Source organism: Agrobacterium sp. 10MFCol1.1 (assembly GCF_000381165.1).
Taxonomy (GTDB): Bacteria; Pseudomonadota; Alphaproteobacteria; order Rhizobiales; family Rhizobiaceae; genus Agrobacterium; species Agrobacterium tumefaciens.
In genome coordinates, this window is the sequence record NZ_KB906080.1 from 23,554 (window position 1) to 41,090 (window position 17,537).

The 17,537-nt window shown below is 59.0% G+C and carries 15 protein-coding genes; 6 read left to right on the forward strand and 9 right to left on the reverse strand.

Annotated elements, in window-relative coordinates; all coding sequences use genetic code 11:
- Positions 1-35: 35 nt before the first annotated feature.
- On the reverse strand, positions 36-830 hold the full coding sequence (locus F617_RS0120160) for a response regulator (protein WP_004432063.1): 795 nt from the start codon (positions 828-830) through the stop codon (positions 36-38).
- A 137-nt stretch (positions 831-967) separates the two neighbouring features.
- Between F617_RS0120160 and F617_RS0120165 the strand changes: the two genes are divergently transcribed.
- On the forward strand, positions 968-1,174 hold the full coding sequence (locus F617_RS0120165; RefSeq protein WP_004432062.1) for a NepR family anti-sigma factor: 207 nt from the start codon (positions 968-970) through the stop codon (positions 1,172-1,174).
- Positions 1,174-1,740 (forward strand): RNA polymerase sigma factor, encoded by a 567-nt coding sequence (locus F617_RS0120170; RefSeq protein WP_004432061.1) that lies wholly within the window; start codon positions 1,174-1,176, stop codon positions 1,738-1,740. Before F617_RS0120165 ends, F617_RS0120170 begins: the two co-directional genes overlap by 1 nt.
- A gap of 66 nt (positions 1,741-1,806) precedes the next feature.
- Here F617_RS0120170 and F617_RS0120175 read toward each other — a convergent pair whose 3' ends face one another.
- Positions 1,807-2,277, reverse strand: a complete 471-nt coding sequence (locus F617_RS0120175) for an Lrp/AsnC ligand binding domain-containing protein (RefSeq protein WP_004432060.1) — start codon at positions 2,275-2,277, stop codon at positions 1,807-1,809.
- A gap of 175 nt (positions 2,278-2,452) precedes the next feature.
- Between F617_RS0120175 and putA the strand changes: the two genes are divergently transcribed.
- A complete protein-coding gene (gene putA / locus F617_RS0120180) occupies positions 2,453-6,139 on the forward strand; it encodes a trifunctional transcriptional regulator/proline dehydrogenase/L-glutamate gamma-semialdehyde dehydrogenase (RefSeq protein ID WP_019566503.1) in 3,687 nt (1,228 codons plus the stop codon).
- Between the two features lie 43 nt (positions 6,140-6,182).
- Here the strand turns inward: putA and F617_RS0120185 are convergent, their stop codons facing one another.
- The 4 genes from F617_RS0120185 to F617_RS0120200 all read right to left on the reverse strand — a co-directional run bounded on the left by F617_RS0120185 (position 6,183) and on the right by F617_RS0120200 (position 10,562).
- On the reverse strand, positions 6,183-7,010 hold the full coding sequence (locus tag F617_RS0120185; protein WP_019566504.1) for an ABC transporter ATP-binding protein: 828 nt from the start codon (positions 7,008-7,010) through the stop codon (positions 6,183-6,185).
- Positions 7,011-7,018: 8 nt separating this feature from the next.
- Entirely contained in the window at positions 7,019-7,798 is a 780-nt protein-coding gene (locus F617_RS0120190; protein ID WP_004432039.1) for an ABC transporter permease subunit, read from the reverse strand.
- A 23-nt stretch (positions 7,799-7,821) separates the two neighbouring features.
- On the reverse strand, positions 7,822-8,775 hold the full coding sequence (locus tag F617_RS0120195) for an aliphatic sulfonate ABC transporter substrate-binding protein (RefSeq protein WP_004432036.1): 954 nt from the start codon (positions 8,773-8,775) through the stop codon (positions 7,822-7,824).
- A 257-nt stretch (positions 8,776-9,032) separates the two neighbouring features.
- Positions 9,033-10,562: an aldehyde dehydrogenase family protein gene (locus F617_RS0120200; protein WP_019566505.1), complete on the reverse strand. Its 1,530-nt coding sequence runs from the start codon at positions 10,560-10,562 to the stop codon at positions 9,033-9,035.
- 215 nt (positions 10,563-10,777) lie between these two features.
- Between F617_RS0120200 and F617_RS0120210 the strand changes: the two genes are divergently transcribed.
- The gene (locus tag F617_RS0120210) at positions 10,778-11,680 is read left to right on the forward strand and encodes a LysR family transcriptional regulator (protein WP_004432029.1); all 903 of its coding nucleotides are present in this window, start codon (positions 10,778-10,780) and stop codon (positions 11,678-11,680) included.
- 4 nt (positions 11,681-11,684) lie between these two features.
- On the opposite strand, the gene F617_RS0120215 is transcribed toward F617_RS0120210, so the two are convergent.
- Positions 11,685-12,665, reverse strand: coding sequence for a glutathione S-transferase family protein (locus F617_RS0120215; protein ID WP_019566506.1), 981 nt, complete (start codon positions 12,663-12,665; stop codon positions 11,685-11,687).
- A 105-nt stretch (positions 12,666-12,770) separates the two neighbouring features.
- Entirely contained in the window at positions 12,771-13,658 is an 888-nt protein-coding gene (locus F617_RS0120220) for a DMT family transporter (RefSeq protein ID WP_004432025.1), read from the reverse strand.
- 376 nt (positions 13,659-14,034) lie between these two features.
- On the opposite strand from F617_RS0120220, the gene F617_RS0120225 reads away from it, so the two are divergent.
- Positions 14,035-15,366, forward strand: a complete 1,332-nt coding sequence (locus F617_RS0120225) for a UDP-glucose/GDP-mannose dehydrogenase family protein (RefSeq protein WP_026330977.1) — start codon at positions 14,035-14,037, stop codon at positions 15,364-15,366.
- 86 nt (positions 15,367-15,452) lie between these two features.
- Positions 15,453-16,475 (forward strand): NAD-dependent epimerase, encoded by a 1,023-nt coding sequence (locus tag F617_RS0120230; RefSeq protein ID WP_013762120.1) that lies wholly within the window; start codon positions 15,453-15,455, stop codon positions 16,473-16,475.
- 1 nt (position 16,476) lies between these two features.
- On the opposite strand, the gene F617_RS0120235 is transcribed toward F617_RS0120230, so the two are convergent.
- Positions 16,477-17,523: a glutathione synthase gene (locus F617_RS0120235; RefSeq protein ID WP_004432010.1), complete on the reverse strand. Its 1,047-nt coding sequence runs from the start codon at positions 17,521-17,523 to the stop codon at positions 16,477-16,479.
- Positions 17,524-17,537: the final 14 nt, after the last annotated feature.

Below are 17,537 nucleotides of genomic sequence, written 5' to 3' on the forward strand. Positions count from 1 at the left end.
AGTTGTTCCCGGACAGTCTACGGTTTCGGCAAATTTCACGCCGCGACGCGAGAGCTTTCGTTGAAAAACAGCGCCTGGCTGATAAGCGCTTTCACCATGTCCGGGTTGAACGGCTTCGTAACGAGGAATGTCGGCTCAGGCCGCTCACCCGTCAAAAGACGCTCAGGGAAGGCTGTAATGAAGATCACCGGCAGAGACGTCATCTGAAGGATCTCCTTCATGGCATCAAGCCCGGAGCTGCCGTCTGCAAGCTGGATGTCGGCAAGGATCATCTTCGGCTGCGTGCGGTTGAAGAGATCGATCGCCTCCGCATGCGTGCGGGCAATACCCGTAACGCGATGGCCGAGATCGGTGACCATCTGCTCGATATCCATGGCGATCAGAGGTTCGTCCTCGATAATCATGATATCGGTGGCAACCTGACGGGCGATTTCAGAGGCAGCCTCATCGATCAGCTGGCCGATCTGGGCTTCAGTTACCCTCAGAACCTCTGCTGCTTCCGAAGCTGTGAACTCTTCGACCGTGGTCAGAAGGAAAGCCTGGCGGGCGAGCGCTGGTACCGCAGAGAGGTTGGCGGAAGCGCGCTTTTCCCAACCTGACAGGTTTTCATCGGCCTTTATATTGATCGTGACGGAACTAAAAATAGATACGAACAATTGATAAAGCGAAACCCGATCGTTGCTTGTCGGCGGGAAGATGCTGATATCGGCGATCAGAGCTTCAAGTGTTGCTGCAACATAGGCATCGCCAGTGGATTGAGAGCCGCAAACGGCACGCGCGAACCTGCGCAGATATGGCAGGTGCGGTGCGATGCGTGTAGAAACTGACATGGAATTCTCCCCTTTCATGCGGTCTGCAACGCAAACCCACGATAGCAACGTGCGCATCATAAAAAAAGTTCCGGATCGCCGGAACTATTTTTTTCATCGCGCATTCTTGCCACGACACAAAAGGAATACCGGACGTTATGAACATATTTCAATCGGACCAAGATTCTCCGGACAATCCGGCCAACCCTCAGGTCCCGCACTCTGGACGTGCGGTGATTTCCCGCAAGCTTAGGGAACTCTACGATGCTGTTCAGGAAGAAGGCATCCCTGACAAATTCCTCGATCTTCTCGAGAAACTCGATGAAGCCGAAAACAGAGCCAAAGACAAGGCTTCGGGGGAATGATGGCGAAAGAGCCGGAGCAGACAGAATACAATTTCAAACGGGAAATGCTGGCGGCACTGCCAAACCTGCGCGCATTCGCGATCTCACTCATCCGTTCGAGGGATCGCGCTGACGACCTCGTGCAGGATACGATCATGAAGGCCTGGGCGAAACAGGAGAGTTTCCAGCCCGGAACCAACATGCGCGCATGGCTGGTGACGATCCTGCGTAACGAATTCTACAGCCAGATTCGCAAGTCCGGCCGCGAAGTACAGGATACCGACGGGGTTTACACCTCGCGCCTGTCGGTGCCGCCAGAACAGCATGGTTCGGTCGATCTTCAGGATTTTCGTACGGCACTTGCAAAATTGCCCGACGATCAGCGCGAAGCTATTCTACTGATTGGCGCCTCGGGCTTTGCTTACGAAGAAGCAGCCGAGATTTGCGGGTGCCCGGTTGGCACAATCAAGAGCCGTGTCAGCCGCGCGCGATTGCGCCTGCAGGAACTTCTCGGCATCGAAAACGAAAACGAGTTCGGTCCTGACGCGCAGATGAGCGCCGTTACCGCCGCAGCCACTGCGCGCTGAGCTGGCAGAATTCGCAAAGCATTAGACGGGTAGGCTCGTGCCTGCCCGTTTTTCTTCGCCGCGTCGTCAGATACCGGTCTCCTTGACCGACTGCATCACGACGAATGTCGAAGTGTTGGAAACCGATGGAAGGCTGGAGATTTTTTCGCCGAGCACCCTTCGGTATTTGCGGATATCGCTGGTGCGCACCTTCAGTAGATAATCGAAGGCGCCGGCGATCATGTGGCATTCCTCCACCTCCTTGATCTTGCGTACCGCCGTGTTGAATTCCTCAAGTGCCTTTTCGCGTGTGTCGGAAAGCTTGACCTCGGCGAAGGCGATATGGTCGACGCCCAGTTTCTGCGGATTGAGCACCGCACGGAAGCCCAGAATATAACCTTCATCCACCAACCGCTTGAGCCGTGTCTGGCACGGCGTCTTGGAGAGGCCGACCCTTTTCGACAGTTGCAGCACCGACATGCGCCCGTCTTCGCTGAGGGCCTCGAGAATCTTGAGATCGAAGTGGTCCAGATCGTCTGTTTTATGACTATTTGCCATGTGATTTAACGCCAATTTTGAATAATAAAAGTTCATATGGCCTGTTCTATCCTCAAAATAGGACCATAGCAATTTTTACGGCAATGATATTGTACGCAGCAGAATGACAAGCGGCGAGCGGAGGACACGCTGCCGCTGACAGTCTGTCTTCAACAGCTTTTTCAGGATTTTCAGAATGGCCGATGGTGCAAGCAAAGCCGATGTAAACCCGCAGCAGACGGTGAACGGTATTTTCCAGAATTTTGCACCGCCCGTGCGCGAGCAGAGCCCGTTGCGCAAAGCAATTACCGCCGCTTACCGCCGCCCAGAGGAAGAGTGCCTGGCGCCTCTGATCGATGCTGCGACCGTCACGCCCGAGCAGGCCGCAGCCATTCGCACCACGGCAACCAAGCTGATCGAGGCGTTGCGCGCCAAGACGAAAGGCACCGGCGTCGAGGGGCTGGTGCAGGAATATTCGCTCTCCAGCCATGAGGGCGTGGCCCTGATGTGCCTTGCCGAAGCACTGCTGCGCATTCCCGACACCGCCACCCGCGATGCGCTGATCCGCGACAAGATCGCCCGCGGCGACTGGAAGTCCCACATTGGCGGCGGGCGCTCGCTGTTCGTCAACGCCGCAACCTGGGGTCTCGTCATCACCGGCAAGCTGACCTCGACGGTCAATGACAGCGGCCTTTCGGCGGCGCTGACCAAGCTGATCGCCAGGGCTGGCGAACCCGTCATTCGCCGCGGCGTCGATATGGCGATGCGCATGATGGGCGAGCAATTCGTGACCGGCGAAACGATTGGGGAAGCGATCAAGCGCTCGAAACCGCTGGAGGAACAGGGTTTCCAATATTCCTACGACATGCTCGGCGAAGCAGCGACCACCGCCAAGGATGCAGAGCGTTATTACAAGGACTACGAAAACGCGATCCACGCCATCGGCAAGGCCTCCGCCGGGCGTGGCATCTATGGTGGCCCCGGAATTTCCATCAAGCTTTCGGCCCTGCATCCGCGTTATGCCCGTGCGCAGGCAGAGCGGGTAATGGCGGAGCTTCTGCCGCGTGTGAAATCCCTGATGCTGCTCAGCAAGAAATACGATATCGGCCTCAACATTGACGCCGAGGAAGCCGACCGGCTGGAACTGTCGCTCGATCTTCTGGAGGAACTGGCGCTCGACAAGGATCTTGCCGGTTGGAACGGCCTAGGCTTCGTTGTGCAGGCCTATGGCCGCCGCTGCCCCTTTGTTCTCGACTACATCATCGATCTCGCCCGACGTGCCGGTCGCCGCATCATGGTGCGTCTTGTCAAGGGCGCCTACTGGGATGCGGAGATCAAGCGCGCACAGGTGGACGGGCTGGAAGACTTCCCGGTCTTCACCCGCAAAGTGCACACGGATGTCTCCTATATCGCCTGCGCCCGCAAGCTGCTTGCCGCGCGTGACGTCGTGTTCCCGCAATTTGCGACCCACAACGCCCAATCCATGGCGACTATCTACCATCTCGCCGGTCCGGACTTCAAACTCGGTGATTATGAGTTCCAGTGCCTGCACGGCATGGGCGAACCGCTTTACAGCGAAGTCGTCGGCAAGAAGAAGCTCGATCGTCCCTGCCGCTTTTATGCACCTGTTGGCACCCACGAGACGCTGCTTGCCTATCTTGTCCGCCGTCTGCTGGAAAACGGCGCGAACTCCTCCTTCGTCAACCGCATAGCGGATCCCGCCGTACCGGTGGCTTCCCTGCTGGAAGATCCGGTCACCGTGGTCAAGGCCTACCCCGTTCCCGGCGCACGGCACGACCGCATTGCTGCACCCGCTGGTCTCTTCGGCCCCGAACGGGCAAATTCCGCCGGCCTCGATCTTTCGAATGAAACGGCACTTGCCGCGCTAGACAACGTCCTTAAGGCAGGTGCGACGACGGAATGGAAAGCCGCAGCACCGCATGCAGGCGGAAAGACACGCCCGGTCCTCAATCCGGGCGACCACAATGATGTCGTCGGTTATGTAACCGAACCGACAGAGGCCGATGTCGAGGCGGCAATGCAACGGGCCGCAGCCTCCAACTGGTCTTCCACGCCGGTCGAGGAGCGCGCCGCCTGCCTGGAGCGCGCTGCCGACCGGATGCAGGCCGAGATGCCGGCCCTGCTTGGCCTCATCATGCGCGAGGCCGGAAAATCCATGCCGAACGCCATTGCCGAGGTGCGCGAGGCGATTGACTTCCTGCGTTATTACGCAGCGGAAGCCCGGAAGACCTTCAAGGCCAACGAGACACCGCTCGGCCCGGTCGTCTGCATCAGCCCGTGGAACTTCCCGCTTGCCATCTTCATCGGCCAGGTAACGGCAGCACTGGTTGCCGGTAATCCGGTACTGGCAAAGCCCGCCGAAGAAACCCCGTTGATCGCCGCGCAGGGGGTACGCCTGCTGCATGAGGCAGGCGTTCCGCAGGACGCCGTGCAGCTTCTGCCAGGTGACGGCAAGACCGGTGCGGCACTTGTCGGCTCAGCGCTCACGGCGGGTGTGATGTTCACCGGATCCACGGAAGTGGCGCGGCTCATCCAGGGTCAACTCGCAGGCCGGGTTCTCTCAAACGGCCAGCCCGTTCCCCTGATTGCCGAGACCGGCGGCCAGAACGCCATGATCGTCGATTCCTCAGCGCTTGCCGAGCAGGTCGTCGCCGACGTCATCGCCTCTGCCTTCGACAGTGCCGGCCAGCGTTGCTCGGCGCTTCGCATTCTCTGCCTGCAGGAAGATGTGGCCGACCGCACCTTGACGATGCTGAAAGGCGCGCTGCACGAATTGCGCATCGGGCGCACCGATAGCCTTTCCGTCGATGTCGGCCCCGTGATCACCGCTGAAGCTAAAGGCATCATCGAAAAACACGTTGACAGCATGCGCGCACTCGGCCACCGGATCGAGCAGATTTCGCTTGCCGGCGAAACCGGCAAGGGCACCTTCGTGCCACCGACAATCATCGAGATGAAATCGCTCGCCGATCTGAAGAAAGAGGTCTTCGGGCCGGTGCTGCACGTCATCCGGTTCAAGCGCGACAATCTCGACCGGCTGATCGACGAGATCAACGCCACCGGCTATGGCCTGACCTTCGGCCTGCATACGCGTCTTGACGATACCATCCAGCATGTCCTGTCGCGCGTCGCGGCCGGTAATCTCTATGTGAACCGCAACATCATCGGCGCCGTGGTCGGCGTCCAGCCCTTTGGCGGGCGAGGCCTCTCCGGCACCGGCCCCAAGGCGGGCGGCCCGCTCTATCTCGGCCGCGTCACACAAACCGCGCCGAAGATCGACCGCGTCGCCAGCCAGCAGGACCAGGCGGCTATCGATCTCGCCCGCTGGCTGGATGAAAACGGCCAGAGCGTTGCAGCCGAAGCCGCAAGACAGGCCGCAGCCCTCTCCGGCCTCGGTTTCGAAACCGAACTGGCAGGCCCAGTCGGCGAACGCAACGTCTATGCGCTGCATCCGCGCGGCAAGGTGCTGCTTATTCCGGCCACCGAGCAAGGGCTCTATCGCCAGCTTGCGGCAGCGCTTGCCACCGGCAACTCGGTCGTTATCGATAATGCGTCGGGGCTGGAAAAGTCGATCTACGGATTGCCGGCAACCGTCACCTCGCGCATCACCTGGGCTGACAGCTGGGAAAAATCCGCCCCCTTCGCCGGCGCGCTGATCGAGGGCGATGCGGAACGTGTCGTTGCGATCAACAAGAAAATCGCCGCCCTGCCCGGTCCTCTGGTTCTGGTTCAGGCCGCCACGACGGAAGCGCTTGACCGTGAAACCCAGCCCTACAATCTCGACTGGCTGGTGGAAGAAGTCTCCGTCAGCGTCAACACAACGGCTGCCGGCGGCAATGCCAGCCTGATGAGCATCGGCTGATTATCTGGTTCCGGCAGGGTCTCGACCCTGCCGGTCCATCACATCACCCACCGATTTCACCACGACCGAAAAGCTGGTTCAGAACCTGCTCTTCAAGCCGCGCGAATTCCGGGGTGCCGTGTCGGCGCGGACGCGGCAGTTTCACATCGAGATCAAGGGCGATGCGCCCCTCATCAATCACGACGATGCGGTCTGCAAGTGCGACGGCTTCCGAAACATCGTGCGTAACGAGAACGGCGGTGAATTTCTGCTTGCGCCAGATGCGCTCCAGCAGAAGCTGCATTTCGATGCGGGTGAGCGCATCGAGCGCCCCGAGGGGTTCATCAAGCGCCAGAATTTGCGGATGCGCCACCAGCGCGCGTGCCAGCGCCACGCGCTGCTTCTGGCCTCCAGACAGGACATAGGGCCACTCGCCCGCCCGGTCCTTTAGCCCAACCTCTTCGAGAATGGCAAGCGCCTGCTCGTTGGCCGCCTCACCTTTGGCGATGCCGGTCAGGCCCACGGATACATTGTTTGCGATGCGCTCCCATGGCAGAAGGCGCGGCTCCTGAAACATCATGCGAGTGCGGCTCGATGCGTCTTTCGAAACGGTGCCGCTTGTGGGCGCATCAAGACCGGCCAAGATACGCAAAAGCGTGCTCTTGCCGCATCCACTCTTACCGATAATAGCCAGAAACTCGCCTTCCCGCACATCGAGATCGATGCCGCGCAGAACCGGTTTATCGCCAAAGGTCTTGGTCACATTGCGGAAGCTGAAAGCGACCTTGCTGTCGTCCTGCTTGCCGCGCTGTTCAACCTTTGTCTCTGCCCCGGAAGGGGAGGATGATGGGGCATCGGGGCGTCTCAACGTCGTAACATTGCTGGTCGACATGGGTTACCTCAGACTTTCTTGAAGGCTGGATGCCACTGCAGGAAGATGCTTTCGAGGAAGCGGGCGAAACTGTCCGCCAGCTTGCCAAGAAGCGCGTAAATAAGGATCGACAGCACGACGACATCGATAAGCAGGAACTCGCGCGCCTGCATGGCCATGTAGCCGAGGCCGGAAGAGGAGGAAATCGTTTCCGCCACGATAAGCGTCAGCCACATGATGCCGAGCGCATAACGCAGGCCGGTGAAAATGGACGGCAGCGCGCCGGGCAGGATCACCCGCCGGAACAGGGTGAAGGGCGACATGCCATAGGTACGCCCCATCTCCACCAGTTGCGGATCGACCCCCTGAATGCCGAGCAGCGTGTTGATGTAGATGGGGAAAAACACTCCGAGTGCCACGAGGAAAAGCTTTGCCTCCTCGTCGATGCCGAACCAGAGGATGACGAGCGGAATGAGCGCCAGATGCGGGATGTTGCGGATCATCTGCAGCGTCGTGTCGGTAAAGCTGCGGGAAAACCGCGACAGTCCGTTGGCCAGCCCGAAGATGAAGCCAATCGCGCCGCCAACGGCGAAACCGGCCAGAGCGCGAGCGGAGCTGACGCCGATATTGGCGATGAGTTCCCCCGAAAGCAAAAGCCGCCAGAAGGCTTCCGCGACGGCAGAGGGAGCCGGCAGGACGTTTGCCGAAATGAGGCCGACGCGGGCAGCAAGCTCCCAGCCGGCAAGAATGATGGCAGGAAGCAACCAGCCCGTGATGCTTCCAGCCTCGATACGCCTTCTGATGCTCATCGCGAAACCCTCCGTATCCGGGATCAGTTGGTGGCGCCTGACCAGACGGCATCCTTGATGCTGATCTGCTTAGGGATCAGGCCCAGGCGATAAAAGCGGTCGGCAGTTTCCTGCTGGCTGGCAATGATCTTGTCATCGATTTTCGAAATACCGAATTCTGAACGGTTCGCAGCCAGCGTCTGCGCTTCCAGCGGTACACCTGTCACCTCATGCAGGGCTGCCGCAACCTTGTCGCGGTTGGCGGCGGACCATTTGGCCGCCTCGCCCAGGGCATCAAGCGTGATATTGATGGTGTCGGCATGGGATTTGGCATAGTCGCGGTTGGCGAGGAAATAGGTGCTCACGTTGAGAACCTCGCTGGTGCGGGCCAGAGTGACGGGCTTATAGCGGGTCTCGGCAATTGCATAGAACGGATCCCAGACGGCCCAGGCGTCGATCTTGTCGCTGGCAAAGGCTGCCGCTGCGTCAGCCGGGCTGAGATAGACCACGTCGATATCGCTAAATTTCAGGCCGTTCTTCTCAATTGCCGCCACCAGCAGATTGTGGGCGCTTGTGCCCTTGCCGACGCCGACCTTCTTGCCCTTCAGATCGGCAACCGACTTTATACCGCTCTCGGGCTTGGTGAAGATCGCCTCACCCTTGCCGTTCGAGGGAAGAGCCGCAACGTAAACGATGGCCGAACCGGCCGCCTGACCGAAGATTGGCGGCGCATCGCCCGTCCAGCCGACATTGATGGAGCCAACATTCAAGGCCTCCACCAGCGGCGGGCCTGCGGTGAATTCGACCCACGAAACCTTGACGCCCTTGGCCTCAAGCGCCTTTTCGATGACGCCCTGTTGCCTCGCGATCACCGGCAGGCCGGTTTTCTGATAACCGATCTTCAGCTCCTCCGCCGCCTGCGCCTGCAAGGGCAGCACGGATAATGCAGCGGCAACAAGAAAACTGGCGGAGAGGGCACGACGGGTAATGGCTGGCATTTTAGCTCCTTGTCGCCGACCCCTGGGGCCGGTTTGCGATATGGAGCAATGCTAGGGTTTTCGATGAAAACGATAGAGAGAGGATAATTCAATATCAGCGATATTGCGGGAATAAAATTCCGCAGAGACGCCTCTTTCCCGTAAATCATCGCAGGAGGCATCATCCAGCCTACTTAACAGACGAATGCCGGTGCGGACTGGCCGCACCGGCATGATGGATCAATATCGCTATCGAACGCGCAAACTTGCGAAGCGATTTACTCGATATCGAAGGAAACGCCCTGCGCCAAAGGCAGCGCCTTGGAGTAGTTGATGGTGTTGGTGGCGCGGCGCATATAGGCCTTCCATGCATCCGAACCGGATTCGCGGCCACCGCCGGTTTCCTTTTCACCACCGAATGCGCCGCCGATTTCCGCGCCCGAGGTTCCGATATTGACGTTGGCGATGCCGCAATCCGAGCCTTCCGAAGACAGGAAACGTTCCGATTCCTGAATATCACGGGTGAAGATCGACGACGACAGACCAGCGGCAACGGCGTTATGCGCGTCAATCGCCTGATCGAGATCGCTGTACTTCATCACATAAAGGATCGGCGCGAAGGTCTCTTCCAACACCGGCCCTGCCTGTTCAGGCATTTCGACAAGTGCCGGCTTTACATAATAGGCATCCGGCGCACCCGTATCCACGCGCCCGCCGCCATTCACCACGCCGTCATGCGCCTTGGCCGCTTCGAGCGCCTTCTGCATGCCGTCGAAAGCCGCCTTGTCCACCAGCGGTCCGACAAGCGCCGATGTTTCGAGCGGATTGCCGACGGAGACGGAGGCGTAGGCCTTTTTCAGACGCGGCACGAGCTGGTCGTAAACACTGTCATGCACAAAGAGACGGCGAAGCGTGGTGCAGCGCTGGCCGGCCGTGCCCATGGCGCCGAAGGCAATGGCGCGCAGCGCCATGTCGAGATCGGCAGACGGGCAGACGATGCCGGCATTGTTGCCGCCCAGTTCCAGAATGGCGCGGGCGAAGCGCTTCGCCAGACGCGGGCCGACATCGCGGCCCATGCGGGTGGAACCGGTGGCAGAAACCAGGGGAACCTTGGGGTTGTCCACCAATGCTTCACCAACGGCGCGGTCGCCGATCAGAAGCTGCGACAGCCCTTCCGGCGCATCGCCAAAACGGGCTACGGCACGTTCGAAGATGCCCTGAACCGCAAGTGCCGTCAGCGGGGTCTTTTCAGATGGCTTCCAGACCACCGAATTGCCGCAGACCAGCGCGAGCGCCGCGTTCCACGACCAGACCGCGACCGGAAAATTGAAAGCGGAGATAACGCCGACAACGCCGAGCGGATGCCAGGTTTCCATCATACGGTGGCCGGGGCGTTCGGTGGCGATGGTGAGGCCGTAAAGCTGGCGGGACAAACCGACCGCGAAATCGCAGATATCGATCATCTCCTGCACTTCGCCGAGACCTTCGGACGGGACCTTGCCCGCTTCCAGCGAGACGAGCCGACCGAGATCTGCCTTGAAGGAGCGCAGTTCTTCGCCCAGAAGCCGGATCAGTTCGCCACGGCGCGGAGCAGGCACGTTGCGCCAAATCTTGAAGGCGGCATCGGCCTTGTCGACCACGGCTGCGACACCCTCGACCGAAATGGTCTTGAGGCGTGCGATCTGTTCACCCGTTACCGGGCTGAACGACGCCATATCGCCGCCGGTATAAAGATCGCGGGCGACGCCCATTCTGTCGAGCAGGGCCGCGGCTTCCTGTTTCACGTCAAGCTTCGTGGTCGCATCCATGTCAAATTATCCTTTTTGGCTCAAAGGGGAGGAAAGGCCGTTTTTGATACGGCGCTTTCAACTCCCGTCGCTGTTCTTTCCCCGAATTTATCATTTTGTGAAACGGCGCCTCCGTCGAAGCCGGCAAAACACCATTCCATTCTTTCCCGTAATCATATATGGCCATAATGACCCTTTTCCAATGAGGAAAGCGGGTAAGTTGATGCGAGAATGGTATGGATCCGCGCAGAAGACTGGTCCCTGATATCGTAACCCTGCAAGCATTCGAGTGTGCCGCAAGGCATGGGAATTTTACCCGTGCGGCGGAAGAACTCAACCTCACGCAAAGTGCGGTCAGCCGGCAGATCGGCGAACTCGAGGCGCAGACCGGAATGCAGCTTTTCGAACGCATCCGCCGGCGCGTCGTCCTGTCGGAAGCGGGTCGCAAATTCCTGCCAGACGTGCGGCGCCTGTTGCAGCAATCCGAACAGCTGATGGTGCGCGCGGTCTCGGCCGGAACATCTCATGCATCACTTTCCGTCGCCACCCTGCCAACCTTCGGCAGCCGCTGGCTGATGCCGCGTCTGCACCGCTTCATCGACGCCAACCCGGAAATGACCATCACCATCGGCTCGCGCTCGCACCCCTTCGATTTCGATGAGGAAGGTTTCGACCTCGCCATCCATTACGGCCAGCCGGTCTGGGCGCACGGCACCTGCACCTTTTTATGCAACGAAGTGATCGTGCCGGTCGCCAGCCCCGCTCTGCTTCAGCGCGCGGGAATGAGAGAGCCGGAGGATTTTAACCGCCAACCGTTGCTGCACGTGACCACACGGCCGAAACTATGGACTGAGTGGCTGGAGATGAATGGGGTAACGGCGGAGAATGCCTATAGAGGCAGCCGTTTCGACCAGTTTTCTATGATCATTGAAGCAGCCATAAGCGGCATCGGCTTTGCCCTTCTGCCGAAATATCTGATCGAGGCGGAACTCGTCTCCGGCCGTCTCGAAATCGTCTTCGACATTCCACTGCAAACCGACAAGAGCTATTACGTCGCCCTGCCGGAAGGGCGGCAGGACAATGTCCTTGCCCGCGCCTTCCAGGCATGGCTTCTCGATCAGGTCGGCAAGCCGGCCTAGATATTCACACAGTGCCGCCGATGGAAACCTCGTCAAGCCCCGGCAGATCGGGGCCGACCGGCACGATCCGGGTCGGATTGAGCGCCTTGATCGAATAATAACCGCGCTTGATGTGGTCGATATTGACCGTGTCACGCACGCCCGGAATGTTCAGCACCCGCATCATATAGGCCTGCAGGGCCCGATAGTCGGCAATGCGGCGAAGGTTGCACTTGAAGAGGCCGTAATAGGCGGCATCGAAACGCACCAGCGTCACGAAAAGCCTGATATCCGTTTCCGTCAGGCGATCGCCGAAGAGGAAGGGACCGCCTGATGCCAGGCGAGTTTCAAGTTCCTGAAGTGTCGTGAAGACGTCGGCAAAGGCTTCCTCATAGGCAAGCTGGGTGGTGGCAAAACCGGTTCTGTAGACACCGTTGTTGAGGCGGGGATAGATATGGTCGTTGAGCGCATCAATCGCGTCCCGCAGATCTTCCGGATAAAGATCGATGCCGTTATCGGCCAGATCGCCGAAACCGGAATTCAGCATGCGGAGAATGTCGGCGGATTCGTTGTTGACGATGGTTTTCGTCTTCTTGTCCCAAAGAACCGGAACGGTGGCACGGCCGGTATAATGCGGATCGGCGCTGGTATAGGCTTCGTGCATATAAGCGAAGCCGTTCAGCCCGTCGCGATCCGAACCTGGATAATCGCCGAATTTCCAACCCTCGTCGGAGAGCGCCGGCTCCACAATTGAGACCGAAATGACATCCTCGAGCTTCTTGAGCTTGTGGCCGATTAGCGTGCGTGAGGCCCATGGACAAATCAGCGCGACGTAGAGGTGATAACGGCCGGTCTCGGCCTTGAAGCCGCCTTCTCCCGTCGGGCCTGCTGAACCATCAGGCGTTACCCAGTTGCGGAAGCCGGATGTCTGGCGAACGAAACCACCCTTCTTGTCGGTCGCCTGCACCGGGTGCCATTCGGCGGTCCACTTTCCATCCACGAGCATTTTGGGCTCTCCATTCATCTATCGATGAAAAGCTTATGGGGCCGTCTGTACTCACCCCGCAAGCCGCGCTTCGGTTGACGCACTGTTTCCGATCGATGGATGACTTCAAAGCCGATTGCGGAAAAACGGATTCCAGCGAACCGTGCCGAGCCTGACCCTTTCGCGGATCATCGTCAGAAGTCCCGATGCGGCGATGACACCCAGCCCAAGCACCGCGATCGCATCCGGATATTCGTGGAAGAAAGTCATGCCGATCGCCACGGCCCAGAGGATCTGAGAATAATGCGAGGGTGCAATCTGGCTGGCCGGCGCGATACGTGTTGCGACGAGCAGCGTTATCTGTCCCGTCGCCGTGCAAAGTCCGATGAAGGCAAAGGCGGCGAACTGGTGCAGATTGGGCATGACGAACTCGGGAATCGAGGCAATGCCGTTGAAGGTGAGGCCGTAGACCAAAAGCACGCCCATTATCGAGGTGCGCTTCTCCTTGCCCGCAAGCGAGCGGAGCAGCACGATGGTCATTGCTGCCAGGAATGCGACACCGATGGCTGCGACGTGCCCGAGTTCCAGTGCCTTGAAGCCGGGCCGCACGACGAGCAGAACACCGACGATGCCGGCCAGAACGGCCGCCCAGCGCCATGGCCCTATATCTTCCTTCAATACGACAGCCGACAGCACTGTCACAAACAGCGGTGAGAGAAAGATCAGCGCATAGGCTTCGGCCAGCGGAATGGTTGTGAAGGCATAGATACCGAGAATACCGGCGAACAGGCCGGAAATCGCCCGCCCGTGCACCGCAAACGGACGGCTCATGCGCCAGAATTCACGCCACCTTTCCTCACGCGGCTTGCTGAAGAAGATGAAGATGCCGGAAAACAGGATGCTGAAGAAGCCGATCTCGAAAACGCTGATCTGTGATCCAAGCGACTTGATCGTGGCATCGCCCAGGGAAAAGGTCGCATATGCGAACAGACCGAGCAGAAAACCCTTTTGCATTTGAACTTCCCCGAACAGCGACCGCAACGCAAAGCGCACCCTGGCCGCTTAAAGCAACCCGGACGCCCCTTAAGGGACAGACAGTCTGGCAGATTTGATCCTCACCCTATGGCTAGACCCGGCTACCTATGAGTGCAAGCCGCAAAAGCCGCAAAAACACCCGATCCGACCGCATCGATGCAGATGGCCGCAAGGTGCGGCAAATTTGTCCCGCCGACGCCATCATATCACCGTCACGGAAAGAGGTTAGCCCGTGTTGATCGTGGCGCTTGGCGGCAAGCGTGAAGGCGGCTAAACAATGTGGTGTGATTGCACCCGCTGATTTCGCCTGAAGCTTGCTGCGCGAACATCGCCTCACGAACCGAAAGGAAGAAGAATGCGGATAGTGATGATCGGTGCCGGTTATGTCGGCCTTGTTTCCGGTGCGTGTTTTGCCGATTTCGGCCATGACGTGATCTGCGTGGACAAGATGCCGGAGAAAATCGAAGCGCTGAAAAGCGGCCATATCCCGATCTTCGAACCGGGTCTGGAAGTCATCGTTGCCAACAACGCCAAGGCGGGCCGATTGAGCTTCACCACCGATCTCTCCTCCGCGGTTGCCAATGCCGATGTCGTGTTCATCGCGGTCGGCACGCCCTCGCGGCGCGGCGACGGCCACGCCGATCTCGGGTATGTCTATGCGGCGGCGAAAGAAATCGCCCATTCGCTTGACGGCTTCACCGTCATCGTCACCAAGTCTACCGTCCCCGTCGGCACGGGGGACGAGGTGGAACGCATCATCCGCGAAGAAAACCCTTCGGCCGATTTTGCCGTTGTTTCCAACCCGGAATTTCTGCGGGAAGGCGCGGCCATCGAGGATTTCAAGCGACCGGACCGCATCGTCGTCGGTCTTTCCGACGAGCGCGCCCGCCCGGTGATGACGGAGGTTTACCGTCCGCTCTATCTCAACCAGTCGCCTTTGCTCTTCACTACCAGACGCACTTCTGAACTGATCAAATATGCCGCCAACGCCTTTCTGGCGATGAAGATCACCTTTATCAACGAAATGGCGGATCTGTGCGAAAAGGTCGGCGCCAATGTTCAGGATATATCGCGCGGCATCGGCCTCGATGGCCGCATCGGCGCGAAGTTCCTGCATGCCGGCCCCGGTTATGGCGGCTCCTGTTTCCCCAAGGATACGCTGGCGCTTGCCAAGACCGCACAGGACTATGACGCCCCTGTGCGGCTGATCGAGACCACCATTGCCATCAACGACAACCGCAAGCGCGCCATGGGCCGCAAGGTCATCAACGCGGTGGGTGGCGACGTGCGCGGCAAGAAGATCGCCGTCCTTGGCCTGACCTTCAAACCCAATACCGACGATATGCGCGACAGCCCGGCGATTGCCATCATCCAGACCCTCCAGGACGGCGGCGCCAAGGTGGTCGGCTACGATCCGGAGGGAATGGTGAATGCCCGCCATGTCATTGAGGATATCGACTATGCCAGCGGCCCCTACGAGGCTGCCGAAGGCGCCGATGCCGTCGTGATCGTGACGGAATGGAACCAGTTCCGCGCACTCGATCTGCCGCGCCTGAAAGCCATCATGAAAAACCCCGTTCTGGTGGATCTACGCAATATCTACCGCACGGACGAGGTCACCGGGCAAGGCTTCGTTTATGCCGGCATTGGCCGCCCGCACGACAGCAGTTCCGACAAGGGCCAATAGCGGTTTCGCCTTCGAAGTTTCATTAAAACGGTTTTTGCGCTTCGGTTCGGCCGCAAACGCACCAACGGATGTGGGATATAGTCATCATGCGTTATCTGGTTACCGGCACCGCGGGCTTCATCGGTTTTTACGTTGCCAAACGGCTGCTCGATGCCGGCCATTTCGTAACCGGTTTCGACGGCATGACGAAATATTACGATGTCAGCCTGAAAGAAAAACGCCATGCGATCCTTTCCCGCTCCAACGGTTTCAGGGCCGAAATCGGCATGCTGGAAGACACGGATGCGCTGAAGCGCGCGGCAGAGGCTGCCGAACCGGAAATCATAATTCACCTCGCCGCGCAGGCGGGTGTTCGCTACAGCCTCGAAAATCCACGCGCCTATATCGATTCAAATCTCATCGGATCGTGGAACATGCTGGAGCTTGCCAAGAACCTGCGTGTCAAACACCTGATGCTGGCTTCGACTTCCTCCATCTACGGCGCCAACGAAAAAATACCCTTTGCGGAAAGCGACAAGGCCGACGAGCCGATGACGCTTTATGCGGCCACCAAAAAATCGATGGAATTGATGGCACACAGCTACGCCCATCTCCACAAATTGCCCACCACAGCCTTCCGTTTCTTCACGGTTTACGGACCGTGGGGACGGCCGGACATGGCGCCAATCAAATTCGTTGACGCCATCTCGAACGGCGAGCCGATCGATATTTACGGCCAAGGCAATATGAGCCGCGACTTCACCTATATCGATGACCTCGTTGAAGGTATCGTCCGGCTGAGCCAGGTCATTCCGTCCGAGGAAAACCGGGTCACTGAGGAAGGCGTCACCGACACGCTGTCGCACCACGCACCGTTCCGCATCGTCAATATTGGCGGCGGCCAGCCGGTAGAGCTGATGCACTTTGTCGAAACGGTCGAAAAGGCGGTCGGCAGGCCGGCAATCCGCAACATGTTGCCGATGCAGCAGGGAGACGTTCCCCGCACCTTCGCTTCACCCGATCTTCTGAGGGCCTTGACGGGCTATGTGCCGCAAACCCCGGTCGAGGAGGGCATCAAGGCCCTCGTCGCCTGGTATCGTGACATGCAGTCGACGGAGCTGCGCGAATAAATCAAAGCGTCGCCAGCAGACGATTGGAAAGCATGCCGCCGGAAGCGCTCTGCATGGCGATCTTGGTTTCTACGGCTTCGATGATCGTATCGCTGAAATCGACATCGGTCAGGTCGCGAATGTTGGAGAGACCGCCGGGCGAAAACACGTTCACCTCCAGTATCTTGTCGCCGACAATATCAAGCCCGACCAGGAACATTCCGTCTTCCACCAGCTTCGGCCGCATCATTTCGGCAAGCGCCACGATCTCGTCCGTCACCTTCACGGCCTCGGCAGTGCCCTTGGCGTGAATGTTGGAGCGCAGATCGCCTTTTGCCGGAACGCGGCGCAAAGCCGCATATTGTCCGTCGCGCATCAGAGGCTTGCCATTCATCATGAAGAACCGAATATCGCCATCCTTGGCGGCCGGCAGATAGGCCTGTGCAATCAAGTAACCTTCGAGACTGACCGCCTCGAAAATCTGGTTGAGATTGGCCTCCTTGCTGGAGCCGATCTTGAAGACGTTCTTGCCGCCTGAACCCTGCAGCGGCTTGACGATGACACCCTTAGGGTGGGTATCCGCAAATGCGCGTATTTCATCGACATTGCGCGAGATGATCGTGGTCGGGCGTACGATTTCCGGAAAGCTCTGGAAATAGAGCTTGTTCTGCGCCAGCGCCAATCCTTCCGGGTCGTTCAAAACCACTACGCCGCGCTGTTCTGCCAGCCGCCCGAACAGAATGCCGGCATGCACCGCCCATGGCCGCGTCGTCTGATCCAGCGAGGGATCGTTGCGCAGCATCAGCGCGTCGATTTCCTCTACATCCATGGTACGCCGTTCCAGTGCTTTGTCCTGAAGTGCAGCGTGAAAAGCATCGGCTTTCTTGTATTTGGCCTTCGGTAGAACGGTGGCGTGTACGGTCAGGCTATCATCCGAGCGCAAGGTAAAATCGCCAGGCGTCAGATACACCACCTCGTGACCGCGATTGAGCGCCGCCATGGCCAGCAGGCCGGTTGCGAAAGTAGGCCCCTCAGTTTCGATGGAATTGACGAAAAATGCGATACGCATAAGCCCCTCCTGTA